At 58.8% G+C, this 20376-nt stretch carries 23 protein-coding genes, 2 tRNA genes and 1 pseudogene; 20 read left to right on the top strand and 6 right to left on the bottom strand.

Annotated features, from left to right (window positions below; all coding sequences use genetic code 11):
• Positions 1-99: 99 nt before the first annotated feature.
• The 3 genes from DUPY_RS21345 to DUPY_RS21355 all read left to right on the top strand — a co-directional run bounded on the left by DUPY_RS21345 (position 100) and on the right by DUPY_RS21355 (position 1541).
• Positions 100-175, top strand: a tRNA-Gly gene (locus DUPY_RS21345).
• A gap of 53 nt (positions 176-228) precedes the next feature.
• A tRNA-Cys gene (locus DUPY_RS21350) sits at positions 229-302 on the top strand.
• Between the two features lie 132 nt (positions 303-434).
• Positions 435-1541 (top strand): site-specific integrase, encoded by a 1107-nt coding sequence (locus tag DUPY_RS21355; protein WP_070250869.1) that lies wholly within the window; start codon positions 435-437, stop codon positions 1539-1541.
• A gap of 954 nt (positions 1542-2495) precedes the next feature.
• On the opposite strand, the gene DUPY_RS21360 is transcribed toward DUPY_RS21355, so the two are convergent.
• The gene (locus DUPY_RS21360) at positions 2496-2828 is read right to left on the bottom strand and encodes a helix-turn-helix domain-containing protein (RefSeq protein ID WP_070250870.1); all 333 of its coding nucleotides are present in this window, start codon (positions 2826-2828) and stop codon (positions 2496-2498) included.
• 2 nt (positions 2829-2830) lie between these two features.
• A complete protein-coding gene (locus tag DUPY_RS21365; protein ID WP_070250871.1) occupies positions 2831-3232 on the bottom strand; it encodes a hypothetical protein in 402 nt (133 codons plus the stop codon).
• Between the two features lie 281 nt (positions 3233-3513).
• Here DUPY_RS21365 and DUPY_RS21370 point away from each other — a divergent pair, with 281 nt between their 5' ends.
• The 7 genes from DUPY_RS21370 to DUPY_RS21395 all read left to right on the top strand — a co-directional run bounded on the left by DUPY_RS21370 (position 3514) and on the right by DUPY_RS21395 (position 7318).
• Positions 3514-4401 (top strand): ParB/RepB/Spo0J family partition protein, encoded by an 888-nt coding sequence (locus DUPY_RS21370; RefSeq protein ID WP_070250872.1) that lies wholly within the window; start codon positions 3514-3516, stop codon positions 4399-4401.
• Positions 4376-4690 carry a hypothetical protein gene (locus tag DUPY_RS28050; RefSeq protein ID WP_141749629.1) on the top strand — a complete coding sequence of 105 codons (315 nt, stop codon included), beginning with the start codon at positions 4376-4378 and terminating at the stop codon, positions 4688-4690. The genes DUPY_RS21370 and DUPY_RS28050 overlap by 26 nt, the downstream gene beginning before the upstream one ends.
• Positions 4691-4724: 34 nt before the next feature.
• Entirely contained in the window at positions 4725-5456 is a 732-nt protein-coding gene (locus DUPY_RS21375; RefSeq protein ID WP_084640838.1) for a DNA-binding protein, read from the top strand.
• Between the two features lie 31 nt (positions 5457-5487).
• Positions 5488-5832, top strand: coding sequence for a KfrB domain-containing protein (locus DUPY_RS21380; RefSeq protein WP_056153977.1), 345 nt, complete (start codon positions 5488-5490; stop codon positions 5830-5832).
• A 69-nt stretch (positions 5833-5901) separates the two neighbouring features.
• Positions 5902-6261: a transcriptional regulator gene (locus tag DUPY_RS21385; protein WP_056153981.1), complete on the top strand. Its 360-nt coding sequence runs from the start codon at positions 5902-5904 to the stop codon at positions 6259-6261.
• A gap of 100 nt (positions 6262-6361) precedes the next feature.
• Positions 6362-6883, top strand: coding sequence for a hypothetical protein (locus DUPY_RS21390; RefSeq protein WP_141749630.1), 522 nt, complete (start codon positions 6362-6364; stop codon positions 6881-6883).
• 123 nt (positions 6884-7006) lie between these two features.
• Positions 7007-7318: a hypothetical protein gene (locus tag DUPY_RS21395; RefSeq protein ID WP_070250875.1), complete on the top strand. Its 312-nt coding sequence runs from the start codon at positions 7007-7009 to the stop codon at positions 7316-7318.
• A gap of 47 nt (positions 7319-7365) precedes the next feature.
• Here DUPY_RS21395 and DUPY_RS21400 read toward each other — a convergent pair.
• Positions 7366-8172, bottom strand: a pseudogene (locus DUPY_RS21400) (IS3 family transposase); the annotation flags it as partial.
• A 565-nt stretch (positions 8173-8737) separates the two neighbouring features.
• On the opposite strand from DUPY_RS21400, the gene DUPY_RS21405 reads away from it, so the two are divergent.
• Together DUPY_RS21405 and DUPY_RS21410 are read left to right on the top strand one after the other, a co-directional pair.
• The gene (locus DUPY_RS21405; RefSeq protein WP_070250877.1) at positions 8738-10156 is read left to right on the top strand and encodes an ATP-binding protein; all 1419 of its coding nucleotides are present in this window, start codon (positions 8738-8740) and stop codon (positions 10154-10156) included.
• The gene (locus tag DUPY_RS21410; protein ID WP_070250878.1) at positions 10153-10920 is read left to right on the top strand and encodes an HNH endonuclease; all 768 of its coding nucleotides are present in this window, start codon (positions 10153-10155) and stop codon (positions 10918-10920) included. Before DUPY_RS21405 ends, DUPY_RS21410 begins: the two co-directional genes overlap by 4 nt.
• A 736-nt stretch (positions 10921-11656) precedes the next feature.
• Here the strand turns inward: DUPY_RS21410 and DUPY_RS28055 are convergent.
• A complete protein-coding gene (locus tag DUPY_RS28055; RefSeq protein ID WP_141749631.1) occupies positions 11657-11842 on the bottom strand; it encodes a hypothetical protein in 186 nt (61 codons plus the stop codon).
• Positions 11843-12223: 381 nt separating this feature from the next.
• On the opposite strand from DUPY_RS28055, the gene DUPY_RS28060 reads away from it, so the two are divergent.
• The 4 genes from DUPY_RS28060 to DUPY_RS21430 all read left to right on the top strand — a co-directional run bounded on the left by DUPY_RS28060 (position 12224) and on the right by DUPY_RS21430 (position 15391).
• A complete protein-coding gene (locus DUPY_RS28060; protein ID WP_141749632.1) occupies positions 12224-12781 on the top strand; it encodes a hypothetical protein in 558 nt (185 codons plus the stop codon).
• Positions 12782-12986: 205 nt separating this feature from the next.
• Positions 12987-13556, top strand: a complete 570-nt coding sequence (locus DUPY_RS21420) for a hypothetical protein (protein ID WP_070250882.1) — start codon at positions 12987-12989, stop codon at positions 13554-13556.
• Between the two features lie 357 nt (positions 13557-13913).
• Entirely contained in the window at positions 13914-14324 is a 411-nt protein-coding gene (locus tag DUPY_RS21425; RefSeq protein WP_070250884.1) for a DUF6088 family protein, read from the top strand.
• A complete protein-coding gene (locus DUPY_RS21430) occupies positions 14321-15391 on the top strand; it encodes a nucleotidyl transferase AbiEii/AbiGii toxin family protein (protein WP_070250886.1) in 1071 nt (356 codons plus the stop codon). Before DUPY_RS21425 ends, DUPY_RS21430 begins: the two co-directional genes overlap by 4 nt.
• Before the next feature lie 34 nt (positions 15392-15425).
• Here DUPY_RS21430 and DUPY_RS21435 read toward each other — a convergent pair whose 3' ends face one another.
• The gene (locus tag DUPY_RS21435; RefSeq protein ID WP_070250888.1) at positions 15426-15734 is read right to left on the bottom strand and encodes a hypothetical protein; all 309 of its coding nucleotides are present in this window, start codon (positions 15732-15734) and stop codon (positions 15426-15428) included.
• 39 nt (positions 15735-15773) lie between these two features.
• Entirely contained in the window at positions 15774-16289 is a 516-nt protein-coding gene (locus tag DUPY_RS28065) for a hypothetical protein (protein WP_141749633.1), read from the bottom strand.
• Positions 16290-16642: 353 nt separating this feature from the next.
• Here DUPY_RS28065 and trbB point away from each other — a divergent pair, with 353 nt between their 5' ends.
• The 4 genes from trbB to DUPY_RS21460 form a co-directional block, all read left to right on the top strand.
• Complete coding sequence (gene trbB, locus DUPY_RS21445; protein ID WP_070250892.1) at positions 16643-17599, top strand: P-type conjugative transfer ATPase TrbB; 957 nt, start codon at positions 16643-16645, stop codon at positions 17597-17599.
• 10 nt (positions 17600-17609) lie between these two features.
• On the top strand, positions 17610-18035 hold the full coding sequence (gene trbC, locus DUPY_RS21450) for a conjugal transfer system pilin TrbC (protein ID WP_208600079.1): 426 nt from the start codon (positions 17610-17612) through the stop codon (positions 18033-18035).
• Positions 18036-18037: 2 nt separating this feature from the next.
• Positions 18038-18349, top strand: a complete 312-nt coding sequence (locus DUPY_RS21455; protein ID WP_070250894.1) for a conjugal transfer protein TrbD — start codon at positions 18038-18040, stop codon at positions 18347-18349.
• Positions 18346-20376: VirB4 family type IV secretion/conjugal transfer ATPase (locus DUPY_RS21460; protein WP_070250896.1), on the top strand; the 2031-nt coding region annotated here is incomplete at its 3' end. The genes DUPY_RS21455 and DUPY_RS21460, both read left to right, overlap by 4 nt.

The following is a 20376-nucleotide window of genomic DNA, read 5'->3' on the forward strand; positions in this document are numbered from 1 at the left end:
CGCAACCTTGCCAAGGTTGAGGTCGAGAGTTCGAGACTCTTCTCCCGCTCCAGTTTTCTTTCGGAAGACTGGGTTGGCGCTGTAAATCATCACTCCTATGCGGGAGTAGCTCAGTTGGTAGAGCGCAACCTTGCCAAGGTTGAGGTCGAGAGTTCGAGACTCTTCTCCCGCTCCAGAATTCGGAGCACAGCACATAACCGGCTGTGTTCTCGTGTCAAGTCTTCCTCCGGCGAGGTAGCAAAGCGGTTATGCAGCGGCCTGCAAAGCCGTCTAGGTCGGTTCGACTCCGATCCTCGCCTCCATAAAATCAAGTACTTAGCGTTTTCTGAGCAAGCTCAACATGGCTGTATACCTCGCAAAAAAGTGAGGTATACCTCGCATGCGACGGCCATCTTGCCGTCGCACTTCCGCCGCGCCCCGCTATCATCGTGGGTATGGCTACGATCAAAAAGCTCTCGTCCGGCACGTTCCAGATCTGCGTCCGCCATCGCCTGTTGCCCAAAACCTTGTGGGCCACGTTCGATACGGAAGCGCAGGCCGAGTCGTATGCGCACCAGCTTGAGGCATTGCTGGGGCAGGGAATAGTGCCGTCCATGCTGCTCGAACGAACGACGCCCTCACGGGAAATCTGGACTGTCACCCGCTGTATCGTCGAATACCAGCGGCATAACGCGCTCGCGCTCTCCGAGGTCAAGCTGCTCGACACAATACAGCCGCAATTGGCCAAGGTGAGTACCGGTTACCTGAACTACGAATGGGCAGACAGCTGGATCCGCAGCATGAAACGCGAAGCGAACCTGTCGCCATCGACGATCCGCCACCGCCATGGCGCGCTGGCCCGGTGCTTTGACTGGATGCTGCGCAAGCATCCGGACATCATGGCGCAGAATCCCCTGCGGCTGCTCAAGCGCGGCTTCGCCACCTACACTCCAGACGACGTGGCCTACCTGGCGGCGCGCGGCAAGGAGCCCAAGGTGGCCGAAGAGCGCGACCGCCGGCTCGGTATCGAGGAGGAGGCGAGAATACGCGAGGTGCTGGCCGACCGGCCGGTGGAGCTGACGTTTTTTATCCTGGCGCTGGAGACGGCGATGCGCATGCGCGAGTGCTATACGCTGGACCTGACGCAGATAAACCTCGAGCAGCGCACCATCTACCTCGATCGCAGCAAGAACGGCGACCGGCGCCAGGTACCGTTGTCTTCGACCGCGACCAGGGCGCTGGCGGACCACATGGCAAACGACCGCGCCGCCATCAGGGAGCGCAGCGGACGGCTGTTTCCCTACTGGAGTGGCACGCGCGCGGAGAAGGAACTCGATGTCGTCACGCGTGACTTGTCACGCGTGTTTGCACTGGTGTTCGAGGCGGCCGGCGCGCCAACGCTGCACTTCCACGATCTGCGCCACGAAGCGACATGCCGGCTTTACGAAAAAACCAAGCTGACCGACGTGCTCATTGCGCGCATCACCGGTCACCGCGACCTGCGCCAGCTCAAACGGTATGCGAGCCTGCGCGGCAGCGATCTGGCCAGCCATCTCTGGTAGCGAGGTGCAGCGCGGTGTCGTGCGATGTCGTGCGGAAAGCTTTAATACGACAACCGTTGCGCATGAGGTTGGGCATTACCTCGGCCTCTGGCCGATCTCGACACACAATCCCGACATCCGCAGCCTCATGTTCATGTATGATCTTCCGAACCGCGGAACTAAGCTGGACTGGACAGATGTGCAGCAGTTGCTGAAGATTAGCAAGCCTAAGCGATAAGGCCAGTGATATGAGATCGACAAATCGGTGCGGGCGTCTTCCGTGGCTTCTGATTGGCCTGCCGCTGCTGGTTGCCACCCTGACATGGTTGGGTGTGGAAGCCATGTTGCATCGGGTCGAGAAGACGGCGCTAGAGGCACACAATGCGCGATTCGCTTGTTGGGTAAGCGTCAGTCGAAGTTGTCCTGAGTTTTCAATCGAAATTGAGGTCGCCTTGGCGTGCCCGCAGGTGGAAGAGGACTGTCGGGCGCGCGGCTTCGATGCTGCTGCGGACAATGCGCATACTGAGTACATACGTTGGCTGCAATGGTCCGGATGGGCGAAGCTGACCCTGATAGCTGTGGGTCTGGCAACGGTCGTCGCATGGGGCTGTCGCGTGCTGTTTCGTCGAAAACGTAGTGGGGAAACATGACCACGCCCGTGGTCAACCTGCCGAGTAAAGCTCTTCCGCAACGCGTTGCGTCCCCGCTCTACACGCTGGATGTCTTTGCCAAGTAAATAGACGCCGGCCAAATCCGGATCTGCCTCGCCGGCCTCGATCACGGCTTCCTGATCGTGGACACGTTCCATGTTACCCGCCAAGAAAGTAGAGGCGATGCTTTGCCGTCCGCTGTTCCTTGAAGTTTCCGCGCGATAGAAGTCTGGCGCGCAGCGCATCGAACTGCTGCCGGTCTCTCACTGCAAACGGTATGCGAACCTGCGCGGCAGCGACTTGGCCAGCCATCTCTGGTAGAAGATTACTTGGTGCCGGCGCGCGCGGAAAGGAAAGATGGCTCCGACAGCGATGGCAGCACGGGAAGTTCTCGCCGCTTGCGCGACGCAGGCCGTGGCACCAGCAGGGCGGCAGGCGCGGGCAGTGAGGCTGCTCGTTGTGACTGCAGACGCAGCGCGGTGTCGTGCCTGATGCGCTCGCGCAGAAAATCGAGGATGTCGGTACGCAGGAAAACCCAGGACTTGCCGATCTTCGTGCCCGGCAACTCGCCCTTGCGGGCGAGTGCCAGCACCGTCTCCACGTCCGCATGGAGCAGGGTGGCCGCACCCAGGGCGTTGAAGGTGTCCTGGGCTTCCATGGTCAGGCACCGTGTGACGGTTGCGCGTTGTCGTTCATGACCTCCACCGACAGCGCCGGAACGATGACATCTCCCCTGAAAAGATGGTCGCGAAATTCCAGCGCCTTGCGATAGCCGTCGTTGAAGTTGGCGACGGTCCGCATCGGGACCGTCTCGCGCAGGGAGCGGCCTCTCGGCTTCTCGGCCGCGTATGCCGTGTGCACCGGGTGCATGTCCTGCTCGAGGGCCACCACCAGGGCGTAGGGTTCGCCGTCCGACTGGAAACTGTACGTGCCGCCCGCGCCGGTTCTCAGCGCCGTATCGACGGCTGCGCGCAGCTCCAGCAGCGCGACCCTGTCCCCCACGATGGCGCCGACTTCGTCCCAGCGCGATGGTCCCATGAAATGCAGCATACGTTCGCTCATCATAGCCTCCTGTTGGTCATGCGCCGAACTGCAGCGCGATCAGTATGTCGAAATGACGAGGCCAGTATGGAAGGGCTGGCGCACGGGGCCAAGCGAAAGGCGACGGAAATATCGAATGGATCAAATGTGGTAGGCAACCTTGCCGGCAGCAGTGGTCGTGATTGTTTCAGCCGCAAAATTCACGCGCGTTACTGGAGTTGATTTTTCTCAAGGTGAGCGTTGGCGGCCCGGTCAGCATGGTGGAATTGAGCAATGGTGGAGGGCAACACGATGGCACATCCATGTTAAAGCCGGCGACGCGGGGTTCACCGCTCCAGTTGCCGCTCGATCTCGTCGACGAAGATCCGCACCAGCCGCGCGCGGCGGACAGCCCGGGCTTTTCCGCCGCCAGCCTGGGTGAACTGGCGAAGTCGATCCGGCTGCGCGGCGTCAAGACGCCGATTTCGGTGCGCGAGCATCCGGGCATGCCGGGCCGTTACATCGTCAACCACGGCGCCCGCCGTTTCCGTGCCTCGCGCCTGGCCGGCCTGCTCACCATTCCCGCCTTCATCGACAACGACTACAACGAGACCGACCAGGTCATCGAAAACCTCCAGCGCAACGACCTGACGGCGCGCGAGATCGCCGACTACATCGGGCGCGAACTGGCGCGCGGGCTGCGCCGCAAAGAGATCGCCCAGCGCATCAGCAAGTCGCCTGCCTACATTACCCAGCATGCCATGCTGCTCGACCTGCCGGAGCCGGTGGCGCGGGCTTTCAGCTCGGCGCGCGTGCGCGACGTCTCGCTGGTCAATGAACTGGTGCAGGCTTACAGGGACCGGCCCGACGTGGTGACGGCTTGGTTAGACGACGATCAGCAGGAAATCACACGCGGATCGGTGCGCTTGCTGCGCGAGTTCCTGGCCCAGTCGATCGTCCTGGAAACGCTGGACGATGATGCGCAGGAACTGGCGGCCAGCGACAGCGTTCCTGACGCGTCCTCGCTGGCGCGGCAGGCAAGGGAGCCGGCCTTCAAAGGCGTGCTGCTGTTCACGCACTCAGGGCTATCGTGCGAGCTGCTGATGCGCCGCCCGTCGAGCCGCAAGCTGGCGTGGGTGCGCTACGATGACGGGCGCATCGCAGAGGTGGCGCTGTCGGATTTGCATGGCGATGCCTGGCGCGGTGTCTGATGCAGGAAACGATTTATCTCATTTTAATTTTGCTGCGCACTTTCACCGTTGGCGCCGGCGCTACGGGTATTCCGCTTGCCAGTTCACCGACCTTGCCGCCAATGCGGTCCAGTCCATGTTCCTGCTCGTCATTCATCAGGCGCCGATCTGGGTGAAGGGCAGCCACCTGTCGAATCTACAAGCTCGTGCCTTCCAGGCACGAATAATAGTAATAAGAATAGTATTCCTATTACTACTCTTATTATTGCTATTACTACTGCTTGATACGCCGCAAGGTCCGCGCCAGTAATAAGAATAATATTCTTCCTATGGGAGGGCGCCTCATGAACACCGATACCGATATTCCAACCCGCATCATGTCCGCTGCCGACGCTCTGTTCGAGCAGGGCGGCGGTATCCAGTTTCCTACCGTTGATGCCGTACGCAAGGCGGCGCGCGTCAGCATGAACGACGCCAGCCAGGTCATGAAGGCCTGGCGCCGTGCGCACCTGGCCGGCCCCAAGCCGGCCCCGGTCGATGTGCCACCAGCTTTGCAAGACATCCACCGTGCGGGGCTGGAGGCACTGTGGCGCGCCGCGCAGCACCATGCCAGCCAGAGCATAGCCAACATGCAGGTGGCGTGGGACGCCGAGCGCGCCGAGACCGAACAACTGAACCGCGAAATGGTTGTAGCCTTCGAGGCACAGGCGGCTGAACTGGAACATTCCAACAATGAACGAGCAGCTTGCCGGCAGCGCATCGCCGAACTGGAGGCCGAGGCCCACGCCCACCTGGAGTCGATGTCCAGGATGTCGTCAGACTTGAGCGCGGCGCAGGCAGAAGTACGTACCCAGTCAGCGCGCGCGGTGGAGATCCAGCGGCGCGCCGACGAACTACGCACCGAGCTTGACCGCACCCATGCCGCAAATGCTCCCCAGGCGGCAAAGGACGCAGCCAGCCAGACGGAACTTGCTGCAGTCCGCGCCGAGATGCTGCACTTGATGCAGATGGTTTCCGGCGCAATCGGCGGCAGAATTCCTGCGACAAAAGACTATAGTGAAGGGAAACGACAGTGACCGCGACGACGCGCCATGCCGGGAGAGATAGATGAGCCAGAGGGTCTTGGTGATGAACGGCCAGCGCTTGCTGCAAAGCGAGAGCGACGGCAAATGGGTGACCAACAAGGTCGACAAGGCAGGGCAGCTCAAGCCGGGCATCTACCGCCTCGACGCCGCGCAGCCAGCGGACAAGGCCAAGTCTCATCTTGGCGTCATCGTCCATGCGGACAGGCAATCGGTTTTCCAGCAGTCGGGGCAGTCACTCGTCAGGCACGACGCCGATGCCTTCGCGCAGACGCCTGCGCACGGCGCAGCAGCGCGGATCGAATACGCCCAGGGCAAGGCAAGCTGCGAACAGGAAGGCCAGCAAGTGCGGCGCGGTATCAGGCGCTAGCGGTCACCGCCGGCCGATGTTCCATATTTCGCTGGGACGAAATTCGCGCAAAGGACAGCACATCGCATCATGTACAACCAGATATTCTTCACCAACGTGCTGCGCACGCTCGATGAGCAGGGCATGACCAAGAGCGAACTGGCCGACAAGGCTGGCATCTCGGTGTCGTTCCTGTCCGACCTGACCAACGCAAAAGCCAACCCCTCGCTCAAGGTGCTTGATGCCATCGCCCGCGCACTCAATACCGCGCTGCCGGCGCTGCTGGAAATCACCGACCTCGATGACGCCACCATGGCGGCGCTGATGGATGGACAAACCACGCAGAGCCTGCCCGATGGGTATGTACGCGTGAGTGCCGTGCTTACTCCTTTCCAAGCGTTTACGGTCAAGCGCTGGGACGAGGAAAATCGTAGGAAGCTCAAGCGCTGAATTGCAGACTTGACCCGGCGCGAAGACAGGCGGCAGCGCACACATTTCAAAGCAGATAGTGGACGGCGGCGCTGATTAATCGTGCTCCGCCACTTTGTTAGTGAAAATCCCGTTAAATGACCAGGAGGCCGATGCGATGCGAAGTGTCCTATTGCTTGTCTTGTTCATGTTCTGCGGCGATGCCTGCGCGAAGGCCGAGACCTTCAGCAACATTTTCCTGGACCGTAAAAGTAATGCCCATGTATCGCTGGCACAGGGTGGCGAACGACGGCTGACGACCAATGGCCGCGCGATGAACGTCGCTCTCTCGGGCGACAGGCGCACGGCTGCCTGGCTGGTGCGGGAGACCTGGGAGCTCGACGGCCAGCGCCACGTCACCGCCGACACGCTCATGGCCTACAGGGGTGGCAGATACCGGCGTATCAAGTGCTCGCCGTTCATACGAAGCTACTGGTTCTGGAACGGGGGGAAGCAACTGGCGATCGATTGTGGCGGCCTGCACTTCGCCGGAACCCTGTCGCTGTATGACTTCGCTACCGGTAAGCTGATCGACTCGTTCTCTCAGCCGGACATCCCGGAAGGCGAGCGACCTGCCTGGTCCAAACCGACAGAAGAATACTAGTCGCAAGAGGTGTTACCGGGCGTCGCTCCAGCAGGGGCTATCCCATGAAAATTTGCTTTTCTGCAAGGGGACGATGCCTGGAGCGCCTATGGTTGAACTTCGAACAACGAACGGAGTACCACCATGTCGAACACCACCTCTGCTTTGAGATCTGCTACGTGCGGTCTGCGCCGCTTCTGGTGCATCGCCATCGTCGCAAGCCTTGCCTGTTCCGGTGCACTGGCAGCAGATGCGGACAAGACTGCCGGTCCTGGCGAACTTGCCGAACTCGCTGGTCCCGACCGCAATGACGACGGTATCCGGGATGACCTGGAAGCCTTCGTGACCAACACATTCGGCGACGACGCGCGCGTGCTGCGCACCGTGCAGAACGCCTTGAGGACTTGTACCGTAACTTTATTCCTCGGCTTGGCCGAAGGGAGGACGGATAGATGATTGTTAGTTTTCTGTGCAAATGAAAAACTACAATCTGTATGTAGTGGTCAACCCATCCCGGACACTACGTTAAGTTTTTCTTCGGCGACGGCCGGCGCCAGTCCGTGGTTGAACTGATGCGCTCGTATCCAGTTATACCGGTGCATCAGGTAATAGCTGATGTCCCGTTGTGCTTCTCGTGCCGTCATGTAACCAGTCGACGGCAGCCACTCCGTTTTGAAGCTGCGGAACAGCCGCTCCATAGGTGAATTATCCCAACAATTTCCCCGACGGCTCATACTCTGCCGTATTCGATAGCGCCACAATCGTTGACGGAATTTTCGGCTAGCGTACTGACTTCCCTGATCCGAATGGAACAGCAATCCCTGCGGTCGACCGCGCTGCTCGAAGGCCATTTCCAGCGCTTGCACAACAAGGTCGGCATCGGGCCGTGGCGAGAATGCCCAGCCTACCGCTCGGCGAGCGAACAGATCCAACACCACAGCCAAGTAATACCATTGCCCCTGCGCCCAAACATAGGTGATGTCGCCGCACCAGACGTGATTTGGCGCCTCCACCGTGAACTCTCGGTTGAGATGATTCGGAATGTCGATCCGCTCCACTGTGGCCCGCTTGTAGGCGTGCCTTCCAGGTTGTTTGCAGACCAGCCCCAACTCCTCCATCAGACGACTAACTTTGTAGCGGCCAATAGCCGTGCCTTCCTCGCGCATCATGTCCATGATGCTGCGGCTCCCCGCCGAACTGCGGCTCTCAACGAACAGCTCGTGGACGCGGCTACGTAATGCCACACGCTCAACATCAATGTGTCGCACGCGCTCCCGATGTGCGTACAGGCATGACCGCGCGACATCGAACAGCAAGTTTTATAGCAATTTCTCAAATGTGATCGGTCAACCGGATCATGACGTGGATCAAAGCGTTCCGCGCCCACATTGTGGCCGCCGCCAATGGCATGCGCGGGCGGCAAGACGATCCTTAAGGCTAAGTTCGAATTCTGACGCCGACGGCCAGGACGAGCGCGTCAAATACGACAAAATCAAACTGGAAAACGTGCTTATGACCCACGTTGCGCCGAGTGTTGGGGCAGGCAGCATCCTGAACGAAAACGGCGTCCTAAAATTCGCAGGTGAAATGGCGCTACACCCAGCAAAAAATCAGCGGCGGTGCCGACGGCAACACGCCCGGCCGCTGAAAGGCGTAATGCAAGAACGGGCGATCAACAGCCCGAAGGCGGAGACCTTGGACGCCGTGTCACGAGGGACTATCGAACTGCGACATGATTACACAGGACGGCAACGTGAGAGTGTGAGAGTATTTCTACTGCGCAAGATGATATGCTGCGTTTCGCACGTCGATAGCGCTTCGGCTATGTTCGGCTTTTAGTGTAAGTTTCAGGCTAAACCCAACCATTCGTTAATCATGACCTTTTCAATTAATAAGATTACTCGGGATGACCTTACCTATCATTTATCCGAACCAATCGGCGGCAAAAACCATGTCAGCATCTTGATCGGACCAAATGGCAGCGGTAAATCGAGCATTCTGGCTGACCTTGCTGCGCAGTTCAAAGCCGTTGAGATAGTCTTAAGTAAGCAGCGCGTTGAACTGAGCACACAGTCAGTAGCCGCGCCCAGCCGGGTTATTACGCAGACGTTCAGTCCGTATTCGCGTTTTTCGCGCGAGGCCCGCACTGCCGGGATGTTGGACGACTACCTCGCGCCACACCGCCCAAAATATGTTGCAATCGGGGCGACCAAAGGCAGTGGATACCAGATTTCGCCTTCGCGGGACGCAGTTGAACGGATATTACGTGCGCTGGTGCTCGATCCACGCCGGGCGCCCGCCTTGAAAAAAGCAATCGCCGCGTTAGGCTTTATCGACCAACTGGAATTTTCCTTCAAAGAGTCTCCTTTAATGTGGGGTGCGAGGAACAGCGATCGGAGTGACAGCTTTTTTGCCGACCTGATCACAAAGTTGAGAAACAAATCAGTAATTTCGCCGCAAGAGCATAGGCTTAACCGCGAGCTGCACGGGCAGTCCGAAACTGCACTGGTTAGTCGACTAGAAATGGCTCTGGCGACCATCGCACCGCTTGCTGTCCGCCTTCCCAAGCGGCCGGCTTTTCCCTCCAAATATGTCGTAGAACTCCACCTTGCAGACCTAGCACCGAAGAATGAGCAGATCGATGCGCTAATCGTGCTGACGCGCCTCGGAATGCTTCGGGTCGATGGCTGCATGCTGACTCCTCGTCAAGGACGCCACGGTATCGCCGGCCGAAGTGGAAAATTAGACCTTATGGATGCAAGCTCAGGTCAGCAGCAGTTACTCAGTTCGCTTTTCAGCCTTGTTGCAGAAGCGGAAAACGATGCCCTAATCCTCATTGACGAGCCTGAACTCAGCCTACATCCAGCTTGGCAAAGTGAATTTCTTGACCTGATGCATGATGTCCTTGCGGCTTTCACCGGTTGCCACGTCTTTGTTGCCACGCATTCTGCGTTGGTTGCGCAAAGAGCGCGTGAGCTATCTCTCGAGATCCTACCTATCGGTTCGCACGCTAAGAATGCGTTCGAACGCTACAACCCGGCGGCATCCGTTGACCAGATGTTACTTGACGCCTTCGGCGTTGCGGTACGCGACAGCATGTACGTGTCGAGGCTGATTCTGTCGCTCATCATGCGCGCCGAGCGGGACCCAGGTCAGTTATCTTGGGTCAGCGCCGCTCTGAACGATCTACGAACGGTCTACCACAACGCAGGGATCCGTGACGAGCGCATCCTCGAGCTAATTGCGGACGCCCAAGAGGTCCTCGGCCTACCGGTGGCAAGAGAGCAATCTTGATTAAGTCGCCCAAAAAAATATCATCGGTGTCCTTCGCGTTACTCGGCATCAGCGAGGACGACCAAGCCGCGTTGAGCGCTCTGGCAGACAAGCATCTTGATAAGGCGTGGATCGTCACCAAGGACAAAAGTCCACTGACCCATGATCAAAAAAAACTGGTAAAAAAATTCACCGCCTCGCTCAAGGATTATCTATACACCGTCGCGCAGAGGCGATATTGCTGCTTTTGCGGCGACCGCATCACGAAGCACAAAATGACACACGACTTGGAACACATCAATCCCAAGGACGGTAAAAGTGTACTGGTCTTCGAACTGCGCAATCTGGCGCTGGCGTGTAAGCAGTGCAACGGCCCCAAGGGCACCAAGAAGGTCACAGTATTCCCGCTGAAAGACGACTTGGACCACGCGTTACCAGGCTCGTCTAATTACAGAATAGTGCACCCGCATTACGATCTGTGGTCCGACCATTTTGTGCGCGACAAATTTGATCGCGTCCTATCTACAACGCCCGAGCTTGGATTTTCCAAGGGCAGTCAGACCATAGAAATATGCGGAATTCACGCGCGTAACGCGATGGAATTGGCCGACCACTTTGACTATTTCAATGGCTCGCTGAATGACAGTGCTGACTGGAAGCAATTTTATGTTGAGCACATGGGCGCAAATTCGAACAAGGGCGACGTTTACAGCCGGATCATGTCGCAAATACTTGCACTGGATCCGGCAGCAGATGAGCTACGCGATGTGTTGGAACTACCTTAAGGGTACCTCGAAAAACCTACTGCGCGATCCGCTATCGCCGCTCCGTTGCTCAGCGTACAGCCGTACGCTTGCGCTACTCGCGACGATAACGAACCGCTCGCTACGGTTTTTCGAGGTCCCCTTAACTTTATAGGGGACTTGAAAATTTAAAATTTCTTTACCGGACAACTCATGCACGATTGCGCGCAGTCAGGATTTCACAGCATTCCGTTAAAGCCCAATCGGAAGCATGGAAAACTAATGATGCTTAGGATGGGCTGGGGCTGTTAGGTTTTACAAATGAAAGTGACCGGCCGCCGAAACATGCGGACATGCAAACCAGCAAGTTGAATCCCGTTGCCCTGTTTAGCTTTGCGAATGGGGTTGCAAGCTCGTGCCAAAGTAACGATGATTCATCCGGAAACGCTAGGCCGGACTTGTCGTCCCAGCCGTGCATTTCGATCTGGATAATCGGACATTCATCGCCTTGTTCCGCTTCCGTCGTAAGTATCTCGATAACACCAAGGAATTCTTGATGGCATTGCAAGTTTATTAACTAACCCTCGGAACGTTCTGATGGGAGGTTCTAAGGCTATCAATGAACTGGCCGAGCTTGGTTTCAGATTTGTCGTCGCCTTGGTCAAGTGCCTGAATTATTACAACTTTTGAGAAGCTAAATTTTGACATGGTGACGAATTAAGTTTGCGGTTGAAAATAAGAAGAGGGAAGGGGGGAATTCGGCTCAATCGGATAGTCTTCAAATTTCTTTGATTCGAACAACATCCACTTCTTTATTCCGGTAGGAAGCATTACTGTTCTTGAACTTGTTAACAGCCAGTTCTATCGCGATGGCTTCACTGCCAGCTTCAACATTCACATCTTGGCTATTGTTTTTGTATTCACCCGGATTGCCATACTTAACTGTTACACGAAATTTTGCCATTTAACACCTCGTTTGAATAAAACTACATCGAGACACACCTGAAAGCCAGCACTAAGCTGGTAACGTCCATAGAATAACAGGTTGCCTCCAGGAAAAATACGCGGATTGTCACAATCTTCGAAAAAATTTAATCACTTACAATCTGGCCAGACGGCGTAAGTAAGCGATCACGCGGAGGTATACATATGCTGGCCGCCAAGGTCATGCAGATCGAAGCGTAGCGGATTCTTGGCAAACATCTTCCTCGCTCTGGCACCAGTCAACTTTTCACACAGGTAGCGATGAACTGCGTTTGGCCTTCCCGATTGACGAGTTCGCCGTTGACGATGAGCTGAACCCTCATGGTGGCTATTTCTCACCGGTTCTGCACGCGAATCATGGGTGTCAAAAAATTTATTAGAACGTATTAGCGTTAATAACTCGGAGGGAGCGGCGACGTTATGGCCGTCCTTTTTGCTGTTCGAGCGTACGAGTTCGGATCAGTTTGTGCGCTTTTCGCCAGTACGCCGATGGCTGCTGGGACAGCTTAATCCCAGCAATGGACTGAACTCCCTGACAAATCAAGATCTTCTCTACCTGGCAGCAATACCGGAAACCCTGCCGCCGGCATTTCGGGTGCCGCTGCTCTCGTTGGTGATGCCACTTGTATCGGAAATGGCGCTGTTGAACGAAGAGCAGTTCCTGGAGCGTTTCGGGCCGAGCGCTGCTCCATGCCTTCTCGACTACCTGGAAAGCGGCGTGATGGTTGACGCTGCAATCAGTTTCTTGTGGGATTGGGATCCGGAAGCCGCCGTAGCATTGCTACGCAAAGAAACGACTCTCAGTACAACTACGCTCGGCGCCGTGGTTTTAGCCTGTCCTGCAAACCACTTGGGGGTGGCGATTGATTTGCTCTGGAACGACCCAGCGGTGCTCGATGCATCAACGCGCATTGATTAGGCGAGAGGGCACTTGAGTAACTCTGGAATCCATTCACAGCAATTAATTGAAATCATCGCCAATATTCCCTCAGCGACTTGATGACCGCACCGAGCATCGTCAGGGCCACACAGGGCGTCAAATATTTCAGGCGTGGCGGGAGTGCGCAAGGCTCTGTTTCCATTAATGTGCTCTGATACGCCAATTGGCGATTGAGGGAAGAGCCATGGGCAACTGGAATGAAGCGATTATTGACGAGGCAGTGACCACCGAGGGGCAGGCTCGTGAACTTGCGGCGGTCATTGTGGCGTGGTTGGCGGAAGAGCAGATCATCGAGGACAGGCAGTGCGACTGCTGTCTTGGGGACGGGGCCTGCTATCCACCTGGAAGACGCTTTATGCAGGCGTGCGGCGGCAGTGAAAATGACGCCTCCAACGGGAACTATGCGGGTTTCTCGCGGGATGCGGTCAATGGCATGCGGGTAGTCGCGAGCCGATGGGCCATTGTCAATATGCAGGGCGGGTTCGGTCCGGTCCCGTGTCCCGCATGCGCAGCTCCGATGCCCATCGATGACCTGTACGCTGCAGGCAATCTGTGGATCGAGCAAGTAAGCGATACCATGACCTGTAGCAATTGCGAGCAGGCCAGTATTTTGCCGAAATGGCCGCACCCGGACATCAGGTTTGTTGCCCTGGCGTTTGAGTTCTGGAACTGGTCGCCGCTGTCCGAAGAGTTTGTCGCAGAGATCGGAAAAAGGCTGGGACATAGCGTCACCACCATGATTGGAAAGGCGTAGCACGTGCACACTGTCACTATATGCATCAGTTCCGTGGCGCATACTGGACGTGCTAAACGGTGCTGGATTCTAACGTCGCCACAACACACTGTCGGCAAACGGTATGCAATCATCATTTGAAGTGGATTGCTGCGCTAGCGGTGCTTGCCTAAGCGGCCACCGCCATTGAAGATGGCATGCCGCCAACTAGCAAAATTGCCGCCACGATGGGGTAAGAGTTTTTAAATCGCTCAACCACGATCATTGGCCGAAAATCTTCTCAAAATCCGCTTTAAGCGATGCCTTTAATCCGCTTGACCCCAACCCCGCTGCATGCAAAAATACGACATTATTGTCGTATTTTTGCGAGATATTTCAATGCCAAAATTCACTGTTGAAGAACGATTGGACCAGAGCTTGAAGCGCTCCAAGGCCAACGTGTTCCTGCGCAAGGATTTCGACAAGCTTGGCGGCTATGACCAGGTGGGCCGCGCATTGCGCGAGGCCACAAAGAAGGGCAAACTCGTCAAGGCGGGATACGGTGTCTACGTCAAGGCCCGCGAATCGAGCATCTCAGGCAAGCCGGTCCCGGTCATCAGCCTGGTGGAGGTGGGATTGCAGGCGCTTGAGAAACTGGGCGTTAAGGCCGACGTGGGCAGTTCGGCGCGTGCTTATCGCGATGGCACGTCCACCCAGGTGCCTATGGCTGCCGTCGTCAGCGTCGGTAAGGCGCGCGTATCGCGCCGCCTCGGTTTCGGCAACAAGACCATCCGCTACGAGAAGACGTGAAAGCTATTTCGCAAGCGATCGCTCAGCAGATATCGGACTTCTCGGCCGAAACTGACCTGTCCCTGCCGGCCTATGCGCTGGAGAAGGATTACCATGTTCTGGACGCCATCAAGATCGTTTCCGCGATGCCAGCCAGCGCGTATTTTCGCCTGGTTTTCTGCGGTGGAACCTGCCTGGCCAAAGCCTACGGGATCCTCGATCGAATGTCCGAGGACGTCGACTTCAAGGTCGTGCCGAACGATGCAGGCGCCGCCTTGGGTACGGCCGCCCTGCGCCGCGAGTTGAGTGCCTACGTCAAGTCCATTGTGGCCGCGCTCGAAGCTGGCGGATTTGGCGACGGCTCGGTGGTTCGCCGCTCACGCGACGACAACAAATACTCGGCCTTGGATATTACTTACGACTCGGTGTTCGCCAAGCCGGATTCTCTGCGGCCGCACCTGCTCTTTGAACTCAACCACACAACACTGGCGGCCGAGTCGACTTCGTTGCCGATCGGCGCGCTGTTCGACCGGCTGGCCTTCGGCGCATACAAAGATACCCTCGACATCGTGTGCGTTTCCCTGCGCGAGGCTCTGGCCGAGAAGTTGGTGTCCTTCTCGCGACGTCTCGCCCTGCAGTTGACGAAAATGAAGGAGGGCGAAGGGCTGGCCGACCAGGCCGGATGGGACCACGCACTGGTGCGCCACCTCTATGATGTTGAGCGGATCATGGCAGCCCATCCAGAATTCATTCGCCATCCAGAAGACACCCGCCGCCTGGTGGCCCGCGCCATCTCGAAGGATGCCGGCGAATTCGCCGCGCAACATCCCGCGTTTGTTTCCGCTCCGCGATCCGAATTGGCCCATGCCATGGCGTTTGCCAAGGTGAGCAATGAGCTCGCTGGCCAGTATGAGCGGTTCATCGAGGACATGGTGTATGCACCAGCCGACAAGGTGGCTGCCTATACGCGCGCGGCGCAGACGTTCGAGAGCATGCTCGAATTGATACTGGCCGCGATTCCTGACCGCGATTTGGCACCGCCTGTCAAACCCGTACGCGTTCCGTCTACGCAGGCAGTGCGGCGCTGATCGCAGCTGGCTTTCTCCAGAGCGCGCTCCCGCCTCAGGTGGACTGCCCACTGGACTTTCTGCACCACAATTCTTTCCCCGTCGATCCAAAAACGACGCGCTCAACATTGTCGGACAAAGGCACAGTCGCTTCAAAGCGGCCGCTTTTCCCTGGGCTGGTCAGCGCCATGTCGATCAATATCCGCGCAGTACAACCTTCCTGCACGACCCTGATGTCCTCTGCGACGATTGCGCTGTGAAAAATCAGGCCGCCGATTTTCAGCACGGGCTTGCCATCACGAAGCTGTACTTCGGAAGGGGAAAAATAGACGTCCTTAGTCTCAGCAATCTTGTGGAAAAACATGGCAGTAGCTCCTTCGCATTTCATTGTAGCGGACTTCACTCATAGTCTTCGACCACGCTTTCGTGGCTTGGTTTCTCCCGGTGTCGAGCTATATTTATGACTGGACTCTGGTTGCCTGTTCTTGTCTTGTCCGTTTCGGTACGCAGGCTTTTGCCGCCGGTCTGCTGCCGCGATGGAGGCAGCAAGGGTCTTTGGCGTGCTGATGCCGGCAATCCTGTGCGCCAGCCGCTCGCCCGTCGCGGCTTCCCAGGCCTCGGCAGCAAACGCGGAGCAGGGCGAGGTGATCGTCCAGCCGGCGTTGCCGAGTGCAGCGTAGCGAGTGACGACGTCATGCAGCCTGGCAGCCTGGTTCGCATCGATAGCAGCGGTCCTGCTGTGGGTGGGATCGTAGCCCAGCTCGAGTCCTTCCTGCAGCCCATTGCCCGTCCCGACGGGGTCGTTGCCCCAGGTGCCGAACGTACGATTGTTGCCGCCTGCCGGGCAATATTCAATCCAGCTATGCCCGGCCAGGCTGCTTTGTTCGGCGATGCAGTGAATTTTGAGGATGGCGTCCACGGTCGTCAGCGCGGTGGTTGCGCGAGGTTCTATCGTGACGTTCAGGATGTCGTCATTGGCCTTGCCCCGGGTTGGGCTTGATCAGAGACCGCGACCGGCCGGACGTGGTGATGATCGGGCTTGCAATTCCCTGCCGGTCAACACGGAAGCACGTCAGCGGCGATTTTGTTGCGTCTCGAACTTAGATTCACTGAATCCACTTTCCACGCCCACACTTTTCCCCGCCTCAACAGTCCAGACCGCCTGATTTGCGCCGGCTCAAACACAGCGCACGTTACGCGCCATTTCGTGCCGATTGCGGTGTCCGCCAGTTTTTGCGTGCGCTAGATTAGATCCATCGACGGAGGCAAGTCATGGACGGTCTGGCAGACAACGAAACACTGGCGCGCGCGCAGCGCAAGCTCGAACGGGACATGGGCCCGGTCCTGCTGGCGGCGCTGCACGACCCGCGCACGGTGGAGATCATGCTCAACGCCGACGGGCGCCTGTGGCACGAGCGGCTGGGCGAATCGATGCGCTGCATCGGCAGCCTGCGCGCCGCGCAAGGCGAGGCGCTGATCCGCACCGTGGCCAGCTCGCTCGGCAAGACCGTCACCGCCAGCACGCCGCTGGTGGAAGGCGAACTGCCGATCGACGGCTCACGCTTCTCCGGCCAGCTGGGCCCCATCGTCACCGCGCCGACATTCGCCATCAGGAAGCGGGCCGTTGCCGTGTTCACGCTGGAGGAGTACGTGGAGGCGGGCATCCTGTCGCAGCGCCATTACGAGGCGCTGGTGGACGCCATCCACCGCCACCTGAATATCCTGGTGAGCGGCGGTACCGGATCCGGCAAGACCACCGCCATCAACGCCATCATCCGGGAGATGGTCAGGCACGATCCCATCGAGCGGATGTGCATCATCGAAGACATCGGCGAAATCCAGTGCACTGCCGAGAACTACGTCCAGTACCACACCACGATCGATGTGACGATGACGGCGCTGCTCAAAGTCATCCTGCGCATGCGGCCGGACCGCATCCTGGTCGGGGAGGTGCGCGGCGCCGAAGCGCTCGACCTGCTCGACGCCTGGAACACCGGCCACGAGGGAGGCGCGGCCACGCTCCACGCCAACAACTCGCACGCGGCGCTCAGGCGCCTGAAGTCCCTCATCAGCCGCAACGACGCGGCGCCTACAGACATTGAACCGCTGATCGGCGAGGTGGTTCACATGATTGTTCATATCGCCCGCACCCCCGAAGGCCGCCGCGTCAAGGAAGTCATCGAGATTTCCGGCTACAAGGACGGCCAATATCTCACCCGCACCATTTAAGGAGACTGACATGAATGCCGCAAAAATGATCCCCACCGACTGGAGCCGCCGCCGGCTGCTCGCGCTGTTCGCCGTGATGCTGCTGGCGCTGCTGGTGCTGGCCCCGCACCCGGCATGGGCGGCGGAAGGCACCGGCGGCTCGCTGCCGTACGAGTCCTGGCTCACCAACCTGCGCAACTCTGTAACGGGCCCCGTCGCATTTGCGCTGTCGATCATCGGCATCGTCATCGCCGGCGGTGTGCTGATCTTCGGCGGCGACCTCAATGGCTTCTTCCGCACCCTGATTTTCCTGGTGCTGGTGATGGCGCTGCTGGTGGGCGCGCAAAACGTGATGAGCACCTTCTTCGGCCGTGGCGCGGAAATCGCAGCGTTGCAGGATGTCTCAACCACGCAGTTGCGCCACATCGCAGCTGCGCTGGCAAGCCGGGTGGCGTAATCATGGCACTGCGCGCGATCCCCATCCGCCGGGCCGGCAACCGCCAGAACCTGTTTATGGGCGGCGACCGGGAGCTGGTGATGTTCTCTGGCGTGATGGCGTTCGCGCTGATCTTCAGCGCGCAGGAACTCAGGGCCACCATTGTCGGCCTGCTGCTGTGGTTCTGCGCGCTGTACCTGTGCCGGCTGATGGCCAAGTCCGATCCGAAGCTGCGCTTCGTGTACATGCGCCACCGCCGCTACCGGCCGTACTACCCGGCGCGCAGCACGCCGTTCCGCGTCAATCCGAACAGCCAGGGAAAGCAATACAAATGATCACCGCCATTACCATCATCACCACCGTGATCGCGCTGCTCGGCGCCGTGATGCTGCTCCTGCTGTACCTGCGGCTGCGCGCTGCCGGCAGCCACCTGGAGCTCAAGCGCCACCGCTCGAAAGGCGCCGGTTTTGCCGACCTGCTCAACTACGCCGCCATGGTGGACGACGGCGTCATCGTCGGCAAAAACGGCTCCTTCATGGCCGCCTGGCTGTACGAGGGCGAGGACAACGCCAGCAGCACCGAGGAGCAGCGCGAGATGGTGTCGTTCCGCCTGAACCAGGCGCTGGCAGGCATGGGCAGCGGATGGATGATCCACGTCGATGCCGTGCGCCGCGCCGCCGCCAGCTATCCACCGGCGAGCGCCTCGCATTTCCCCGATCCGCTCAGCGCTGCCGTGGACGAGGAGCGCCGCCGCCTGTTCGAAAAGCTTGGCACGATGTACGAAGGCCTGTTTGTGCTGACCGTGACGTACTTTCCACCGCTGCTCGCGCAGCGCAAGTTCGTCGAGATGATGTTCGACGACGAAGCGGCGCCGCAGGACCGCAAGGCGCGCACGCGCAACCTGATCGATTACTTCAAGCGCGAATGCATGAACATCGAGTCGCGCCTGTCCGCCGCCGTCAGCCTCAAGCGCCTGCGCAGCGAGCGGATCGCGCAGGAGGGCGGCGGCACCGCCACGCACGACGACTTTCTGCGCTGGCTGCAGTTCTGTGTCACGGGCCTGAACCACCCGGTGCTCCTGCCCGGCAACCCGATGTACCTCGACGCATTGATCGGCGGGCAGGAGATGTGGAGTGGCGTCGTGCCGAAAATCGGGCGCAAGTTCGTGCAGGCCGTCGCCATCGAAGGCTTTCCGCTGGAGTCCACGCCCGGCATCCTGACAGCGCTGGGCGAGCAGCCGTGCGAATACCGGTGGTCGTCGCGTTTCATTTTCATGGATCCGCACGAAGCCGTGGCGCACCTCGACAAGTTCCGCAAAAAATGGAAGCAGAAGGTGCGCGGTTTCTTCGACCAGGTGTTCAACACCAACACCGGCAGCATCGACGAAGACGCGATGTCGATGGTGGCGGACGCCCAGTCGGCCATCGCGGAGACCAACAGCGGCATGGTCTCACAGGGCTACTACACCAGCGTGGTGATCCTGATGGACGAGGACCGCGACAAGCTCGATGCCGCCGCCCGGCTGCTCGAAAAAGCCATCAACCGCATCGGTTTTGCCGCACGCATCGAGACCATCAACACGCTCGACGCCTTTCTCGGCAGCCTGCCGGGCCACGGGGTGGAGAACGTGCGCCGTCCGCTGATTCACACCATGAACCTGGCCGACCTGCTGCCCACCAGCACCATCTGGACCGGTGCGCACCATGCACCGTGCCCAATGTATCCGCCAGAGTCGCCGCCGCTGATGCACTGCGTGACCGGCGGCTCCACGCCGTTCCGCCTTAACCTGCACGTGCGCGACCTGGGACATGCGCTGATGTTTGGTCCCACCAGGATGGGCAAATCCACCATGCTTGCGCTGATCGCCATGCAGGCGCGCCGCTACATGGGCATGTCGATTTTCGTGTTCGACAAGGGCATGTCGATGTACCCGACCACCAGGGGCGTGGGCGGCGCTCACTTCACGGTGGCCGCCGACGACAGCCGGCTGGCCTTTTGCCCACTGCAATTCCTCGATACCAAGAGCGACCGGGCCTGGGCCATGGAGTGGATCGATACCATCCTGGCGCTCAACGGCGTCGCTTCCACGCCGGACCAGCGCAACGAGATCGGCCGGGCCGTGGTGAACATGCATGCCAGCGCCGCGCGCACCTTGACCGAGTTTGCGCTCACCATCCAGGATCATGATATCCGCGCGGCGCTCAAGCAGTACACGGTCGACGGCCTGATGGGCCACCTGCTCGACGCCGAGGAAGATGGCCTGAACCTGTCCACCTTCACCACCTTCGAGATCGAGGAGCTGATGAACCTCGGCGAGAAGTTCGCGCTGCCGGTGCTGCTGTACCTGTTCCGCCGCATCGGA

It is taken from the genome of Duganella phyllosphaerae (assembly GCF_001758785.1).
GTDB classification, from domain to species: Bacteria; Pseudomonadota; Gammaproteobacteria; order Burkholderiales; family Burkholderiaceae_D; genus Rugamonas; species Rugamonas phyllosphaerae.

What these genes read in the sequence shown, in the direction of transcription:
- trbB (WP_070250892.1), top strand. Translation starts at nt 16,643, where the DNA reads ATGGACGGTCTGGCAGACAACGAAACACTGGCGCGCGCGCAGCGCAAG.
- DUPY_RS21385 (WP_056153981.1), top strand. Translation starts at nt 5,902, where the DNA reads ATGTACAACCAGATATTCTTCACCAACGTGCTGCGCACGCTCGATGAG.
- DUPY_RS21455 (WP_070250894.1), top strand. Translation starts at nt 18,038, where the DNA reads ATGGCACTGCGCGCGATCCCCATCCGCCGGGCCGGCAACCGCCAGAAC.
- DUPY_RS21425 (WP_070250884.1), top strand. Translation starts at nt 13,914, where the DNA reads ATGCCAAAATTCACTGTTGAAGAACGATTGGACCAGAGCTTGAAGCGC.
- DUPY_RS28050 (WP_141749629.1), top strand. Translation starts at nt 4,376, where the DNA reads ATGGCGATGCCTGGCGCGGTGTCTGATGCAGGAAACGATTTATCTCAT.
- DUPY_RS21360 (WP_070250870.1), bottom strand. Translation starts at nt 2,828, where the DNA reads ATGGAAGCCCAGGACACCTTCAACGCCCTGGGTGCGGCCACCCTGCTC.
- DUPY_RS21375 (WP_084640838.1), top strand. Translation starts at nt 4,725, where the DNA reads ATGAACACCGATACCGATATTCCAACCCGCATCATGTCCGCTGCCGAC.
- DUPY_RS21355 (WP_070250869.1), top strand. Translation starts at nt 435, where the DNA reads ATGGCTACGATCAAAAAGCTCTCGTCCGGCACGTTCCAGATCTGCGTC.
- DUPY_RS28055 (WP_141749631.1), bottom strand. Translation starts at nt 11,842, where the DNA reads ATGGCAAAATTTCGTGTAACAGTTAAGTATGGCAATCCGGGTGAATAC.
- DUPY_RS21380 (WP_056153977.1), top strand. Translation starts at nt 5,488, where the DNA reads ATGAGCCAGAGGGTCTTGGTGATGAACGGCCAGCGCTTGCTGCAAAGC.
- DUPY_RS21395 (WP_070250875.1), top strand. Translation starts at nt 7,007, where the DNA reads ATGTCGAACACCACCTCTGCTTTGAGATCTGCTACGTGCGGTCTGCGC.
- DUPY_RS21365 (WP_070250871.1), bottom strand. Translation starts at nt 3,232, where the DNA reads ATGAGCGAACGTATGCTGCATTTCATGGGACCATCGCGCTGGGACGAA.
- DUPY_RS21370 (WP_070250872.1), top strand. Translation starts at nt 3,514, where the DNA reads ATGTTAAAGCCGGCGACGCGGGGTTCACCGCTCCAGTTGCCGCTCGAT.
- trbC (WP_208600079.1), top strand. Translation starts at nt 17,610, where the DNA reads ATGAATGCCGCAAAAATGATCCCCACCGACTGGAGCCGCCGCCGGCTG.
- DUPY_RS21435 (WP_070250888.1), bottom strand. Translation starts at nt 15,734, where the DNA reads ATGTTTTTCCACAAGATTGCTGAGACTAAGGACGTCTATTTTTCCCCT.
- DUPY_RS21405 (WP_070250877.1), top strand. Translation starts at nt 8,738, where the DNA reads ATGACCTTTTCAATTAATAAGATTACTCGGGATGACCTTACCTATCAT.
- DUPY_RS21420 (WP_070250882.1), top strand. Translation starts at nt 12,987, where the DNA reads ATGGGCAACTGGAATGAAGCGATTATTGACGAGGCAGTGACCACCGAG.